This is a genomic window from Methylobacterium sp. J-026, assembly GCF_022829585.1.
Classification (GTDB): domain Bacteria; phylum Pseudomonadota; class Alphaproteobacteria; order Rhizobiales; family Beijerinckiaceae; genus Methylobacterium.
The window spans coordinates 1-4,776 of record NZ_JAKSYC010000012.1; the positions used below are offsets into that span (position 1 = coordinate 1).

The window sequence follows — 4,776 nt, forward strand, 5'->3', positions numbered from 1 at the left end:
TCCATGAACATGCGTTGTACGGTCGAAATACATTGCGATGTACACGGCCAGGCGGCGCAACATCTCGGCGGTGGTTTGGTTGCAGCACCCCGTGACTTTGGCCCGCGGCTGTTGCCGAGATGATACAGAAGCGATCCGCCAGCCTGCCACAGAATAGGCCCGCCATCGGGTGTTCAGCCCCATCATGCCGATCCGGCCCGAGCACCGCTTTTTCTATCCGATCGACTGGCGCGAGCTACCGATGGCGATCCGCTTCGGCCGGGCGCAGGGCCGCTGCGAGAGCTGCGGCCGGCCACACGGTCGCATGGTCTATCATCTGGGCGACGGGCGCTGGTGGGACGCGGACGCTAGCCGCTGGCGCGACGGCTGGGGCAGACGGATCCGGATAGCTGCGGAGGCTGACATCCTTGGACTCGCTCGCCGGACTTGGGTGGTGTTGGCTGCAGCCCATCGGGACCACGACACCTCGAACAATGCGGACGCCAACCTCTCGGCCTTCTGCCAGCGCTGCCACATGATCCACGATCGGCCGGAGCATCAGCGGCGGCGTTGGCGCACCCTGTTCCGGCGGAAGGCGCTCGGCGATTTGTTCGGCGGTCCTTACGCTTGAAGCATGGGGCGCTCGACGAGGCTGAACCAGCAGCTCCAGGGCGCCGGCTCCTCCTACGGATCGTAGGTCTGGCCGCGATGGTCGGGCATTTGCAACAGGATGCATGCGCCGCGCCCGGCCGGCAATCGCGCCGCCGCCAACTGTCACCGCGCGCACATCTGGGCTGACAGGTACCGCCTTCCCGTGGCACCCGTCCGCCATGGCGACTCTCGACAAGAACAGCTGCGAGGTGCGGATCGACGGCGCGTGGCAACTCGTGCCGCTGGCCGAGGCGCACGCCCGCCACCGCTCAGCCGAGAAACGCTGCCCAGTCTGCCATGGGCAGGTTCGCACGCAGGGGAGTTACTCGGCGCAGGGCACCATCGCCATGACGCACCAGCGGGTGCATGACGGCTGCCCCAGAATACCGCGGTCCTACGCCGGCATGCCGAAGCGACACCCGCAGGCCCTGGATTGAGATGCGCCGTTCGCGTGACTGCCGGTTCCGGGATCGCAACCCATGCGGGATCCTGCATGGCTGAGGCGGCAGAACACCACCGCTGGATCGAGGACCGAGCCTCCCGTGATCGCTATGGTTTCAAATTTGGTACATTGACAAGGCAAATGCCACTGAACCCGCAAATCACCGGCAAAGCAACTTCAGATTTAGGACCCTATAGAGACCTGAGTTAAGTCGTTCGCAGATCGTCGGCTTTAAATACTACTCTTATCAGATTTCTTACCCAGGTTGTATCCGTGTCGATTTACAATCTCCGCAGTCATTTTTTCCGCTGCAGCGCCTTTGCGCTAGTCGCAGGGCTGCTAGCGCTTGGACCGGCCCAGGCCAGCCTGTCCAGCGTCGTCCGGATCGTGCTGCAGAAGGGCCGGCACTACGATCCGACCGACCTGTTCCTGCACCGAGGTGACACCATAACCCTGGTCAACGGCGACGAGAATGCCGTGCATCACGCCTTCATCGAGGCCGATCGGTTCTCGTTCGACGCGGGCGATGAGGAGCCCGGCAAGCAGGCCACGCTGACGCTCAAGGAGCCCGGTGATTTCGTGATCCAGTGCGGCATCCATCCGAAGATGAAGCTCACCCTCCACGTGCAGTAAATGGTTCGATACCCGCCCTTTTCCGATCGCCTCAGATGACCGGCAGACGACCGAAGCCCTCGTACAGGGCTTCGTGGCCGACGTAGTACAGTGCCAGGAAGGTCGCGAGCGCGCCGCCAAAGTATGCCGGCGCCCAAGCGGCGTCACGCACTCGCACTGCGGTTCGCACATCATCAGCCGCGATCCCGAGCAGTACGACGATGATGCCCGAGTGGCCGATCGCGTCGACCTTGCCGAACTCGAACACCGCCGAAACGAAGATCGCCGTTAGGATGATCGCCGACATCCGACGCACCAGGGGCGTCCAGATCAGCGCGAAGGCCAGGGTGAACTCGATGACGCCGGCGGCCTGCATGAACAGCTCGGCGGTCGCGCCCATGGTCATCTGCGGCTTGGCCGCCAGCAGCGGATCGGTCCACTGCGGGTAGGCCCACTTCTCGACCGATGCCCACATCAGCGTGATCGCGGCAGCCCACCGCACGATGTCGAGGGGGCGAACGCCGAAGGGCTTCAAGCCGAGGCTCTGGCAGATCAGGTAGGCGGCCACGCCCAGGAAAACCGGATAATCGGCGAGGTGGAAAACGCCATACTGCGCAGTGGCGTAGCTGAACAGGAAGACGATACCGAGCCCGGTGAGCGGCATGGTCCGGCGCCAGATCAGGCACGCCGCCATGGCGAGTTGCAGCCACGGGATCCAAGCTACGTCGGTTTTCAGTTCCGGGGTCAGGATGATCCCGCCGAGCCCCCAGAGCGAGACCAGGAAGAAGCCGAGCGTGCAGCGAACCAGCAGCTCGGTGTCGATGCGGATGCGGGTTGTGACACGGTCGAGCGCATTCAGGAGAGCGTAGCCGAGCGGAGTACCCTCGGCCAGGCAGCCCGCCATCAGGCAGACCAGGGCGAGCCCCGTCAGCCACTCGAAGTTCGGGCATAGCACCTGCTCGAGGCCGCGCGGTTGGCCGGCGACATCATAGGCGCAGAACCACTTCACGTGCGCGCTGGCGGAGCCTGTGCCGGCGAGCAGAAGTAGGGTCGGCGGCGCAGCGAGGCTCGCGAGAGTGCGCAGACCCAGGCGGAGTGAGAGCCTGGGCGCCGTGACCCGAACCATGTTGACCTCGGAGGGTGAGACGGGCGGCCAGCCCGCCTACGTATTTCCTCACAAAGCTGAGCTTCGCGCCAACAAATTATTAACCTCTGTTGCACGATGGTTAATACGGTGGAATGAGTTGGATAAAGAGCCGGCAACTGTGCAGATCTGCACTTGGCGTCGTAAATGTGCTTACAAGATAGGCAAATCCGCATCAGCTGCAGGCGGCCCTATCCGTGCAACTGCCCAACTGACCTGAGGCGACGATGAGCCCTGTGGGACCCCATTCCATCGTTCCGTTTGATGAGGTTCAGGGTCTCAGGGCAGCCCTGGCCGGTGCCTTCGCCGAAGGGGTGGATCTCGGCCCCCGCGGGGCACAGATCCGCGCCCTGGGGGAGTCGCTGGAAACGATGACCGCCGCGTTGCGTCTGGTGCTTGCCGGTCTCTGCGACCGACTCCAAGTCGATGGCATGGAACTGGATCTTGCTCAGCTCACTCGCATGGCAAAGGCCGCTCGCACCTACGGCATAGGCGAGGCTGATTGAGGTTGCTGATCGGTAAGCGCTTACGTTGACAGGCTGTAAGCAGATGCTCGCGGTCTCCTATTCCTGCTCCCCCTCACGCGACCGTGCGGCAGGCTGGTAACTGGGCGGCTTGTAGGCGCCCAGCGCAGAATGCGAGACACCTTGGGATTTATACCGCTCACTCGGTCGCACTTTCGGTGACCGCCTGACGTCTATGCCCAGAGGTCGCTGTGTCGTTGTCCATCGCCCAACGCATCCTGCTCGGCTTCGGCGCCGTCATCGTAGTGATCGTCGCGCTCGGCTTGTACGCGATCGGGCAACTCAGCGCCGTGCGCGAGGCCACCGATGGGATCATCAGCCGGGACATCGCGATGATGCGCCAGGTCGACGACCTCGGGAACCAGACGCGTAACCTGGGTATCCTCCGACGGAACGCGGTGATCGCCAGCCTGATGAAGGCACAGAACCGTCCCGTGCGCGATGTCGACACCTTTGGGATCTGGCGCCGGACGGCTGCCGATACGGATCAGCTGTTCGATGATCTGATCCGCGAGGCGGACGCATACCGCACGCAGGCGATCTCGGCGGATCGGGCGGCCAGTTGGGGGCGACTCTCTACCGTACTCGCACAAGCCAACGAAACCTACCGGCGCTATCGCGATACCAGTGCGCTCCAGCTCAATGCCGCCACATCAGGTGACTTCCAGGGCGTCGAGGACCGCAATGAGGACGCCACGCAGCAGTACGAAGCCACGGTCGCAGGCGTCGAGAAGGCTCGCGGCGCTCTCGACGAGAGCGTGATGGCTGGCCAGCACGTGGTGGCCGACATCTACGAGCGGTCGCGCGTGTCGATCTATCTGACGCTGGCCGGCTCGGTGCTGCTGGCGGTCCTGATCACGTGGTTGATCGCCCGGGCAGTGGTACAGCCATTGAAAAGCCTGATGGCGTTCGTCGATCGCGTAGGCGAAGGCGATTTGTCGGGGCGACTGGAGGCCCGTGGGCGTGACGAGGTCAGTCATCTCGCCACTAACCTCAACTCCATGGTCTCGGGGCTCTCAGACCTCGCACGCACCAACCGCACTGCCACTGCCGACCTGAACGCGGCGGCGGCGGAGATCCGGGCGTCGGCGCAGGAGCAGGCGGCCTCGGTGGAGGAGCAATTTGCGGCCGTTCAGGAGACCGCCGCCACGGTTGACGAGATCACCCAGTCAGGCGCCCAGACGGCCAAGCGCGCCACGGAGGTGATCGCCACCGCCCAGGCCACCGCGCAGACCTCCCGCCAGGGCTTGCGCGCGGTCTCGGACACCGTCCGGGCGATGGACGCGATCCGCGAGCAGGCGGAGGCTGTGGCAGGCAACATCGTCGGCCTGTCGGAGAAGACCCAGACGATCGGGGACATCATCGAGACGGTCAACGACATCTCGGAGCGCACGCACCTGCTGGCGCTCAACGCGGCCATCGAG

At 64.3% G+C, this 4,776-nt stretch carries 7 protein-coding genes; 5 read left to right on the forward strand and 2 right to left on the reverse strand.

Translation table 11 applies throughout. From position 1 onward, the window contains the following. A partial coding sequence (locus tag MKK69_RS00230; protein WP_243964632.1) for a hypothetical protein occupies positions 1 to 186 on the reverse strand: 186 nt, incomplete at its 3' end. On the opposite strand from MKK69_RS00230, the gene MKK69_RS00235 reads away from it, so the two are divergent. The 3 genes from MKK69_RS00235 (at position 185) to MKK69_RS00245 (ending at position 1,705) form a co-directional block, all read left to right on the forward strand. Next, positions 185 to 610: a hypothetical protein gene (locus MKK69_RS00235; protein WP_243964633.1), complete on the forward strand. Its 426-nt coding sequence runs from the start codon at positions 185 to 187 to the stop codon at positions 608 to 610. The two genes, MKK69_RS00230 and MKK69_RS00235, sit on opposite strands and share 2 nt — an antisense overlap. A 199-nt stretch (positions 611 to 809) precedes the next feature. After that, complete coding sequence (locus tag MKK69_RS00240; protein ID WP_243964634.1) at positions 810 to 1,067, forward strand: hypothetical protein; 258 nt, start codon at positions 810 to 812, stop codon at positions 1,065 to 1,067. A gap of 278 nt (positions 1,068 to 1,345) precedes the next feature. Then, positions 1,346 to 1,705 carry a hypothetical protein gene (locus MKK69_RS00245; RefSeq protein ID WP_243964635.1) on the forward strand — a complete coding sequence of 120 codons (360 nt, stop codon included), beginning with the start codon at positions 1,346 to 1,348 and terminating at the stop codon, positions 1,703 to 1,705. A gap of 31 nt (positions 1,706 to 1,736) precedes the next feature. On the opposite strand, the gene MKK69_RS00250 is transcribed toward MKK69_RS00245, so the two are convergent. Continuing rightward, positions 1,737 to 2,810, reverse strand: a complete 1,074-nt coding sequence (locus tag MKK69_RS00250) for a hypothetical protein (protein ID WP_243964636.1) — start codon at positions 2,808 to 2,810, stop codon at positions 1,737 to 1,739. Between the two features lie 245 nt (positions 2,811 to 3,055). Here MKK69_RS00250 and MKK69_RS00255 point away from each other — a divergent pair, with 245 nt between their 5' ends. Together MKK69_RS00255 and MKK69_RS00260 are read left to right on the forward strand one after the other, a co-directional pair. Then, the gene (locus tag MKK69_RS00255; RefSeq protein WP_243964638.1) at positions 3,056 to 3,334 is read left to right on the forward strand and encodes a hypothetical protein; all 279 of its coding nucleotides are present in this window, start codon (positions 3,056 to 3,058) and stop codon (positions 3,332 to 3,334) included. Between the two features lie 209 nt (positions 3,335 to 3,543). Continuing rightward, positions 3,544 to 4,776: methyl-accepting chemotaxis protein (locus MKK69_RS00260; protein WP_243964639.1), on the forward strand; the 1,233-nt coding region annotated here is incomplete at its 3' end.

What these genes read in the sequence shown, in the direction of transcription:
- MKK69_RS00235 (WP_243964633.1), top strand. Translation starts at nt 185, where the DNA reads ATGCCGATCCGGCCCGAGCACCGCTTTTTCTATCCGATCGACTGGCGC.
- MKK69_RS00240 (WP_243964634.1), top strand. Translation starts at nt 810, where the DNA reads ATGGCGACTCTCGACAAGAACAGCTGCGAGGTGCGGATCGACGGCGCG.
- MKK69_RS00250 (WP_243964636.1), bottom strand. Translation starts at nt 2,810, where the DNA reads ATGGTTCGGGTCACGGCGCCCAGGCTCTCACTCCGCCTGGGTCTGCGC.
- MKK69_RS00255 (WP_243964638.1), top strand. Translation starts at nt 3,056, where the DNA reads ATGAGCCCTGTGGGACCCCATTCCATCGTTCCGTTTGATGAGGTTCAG.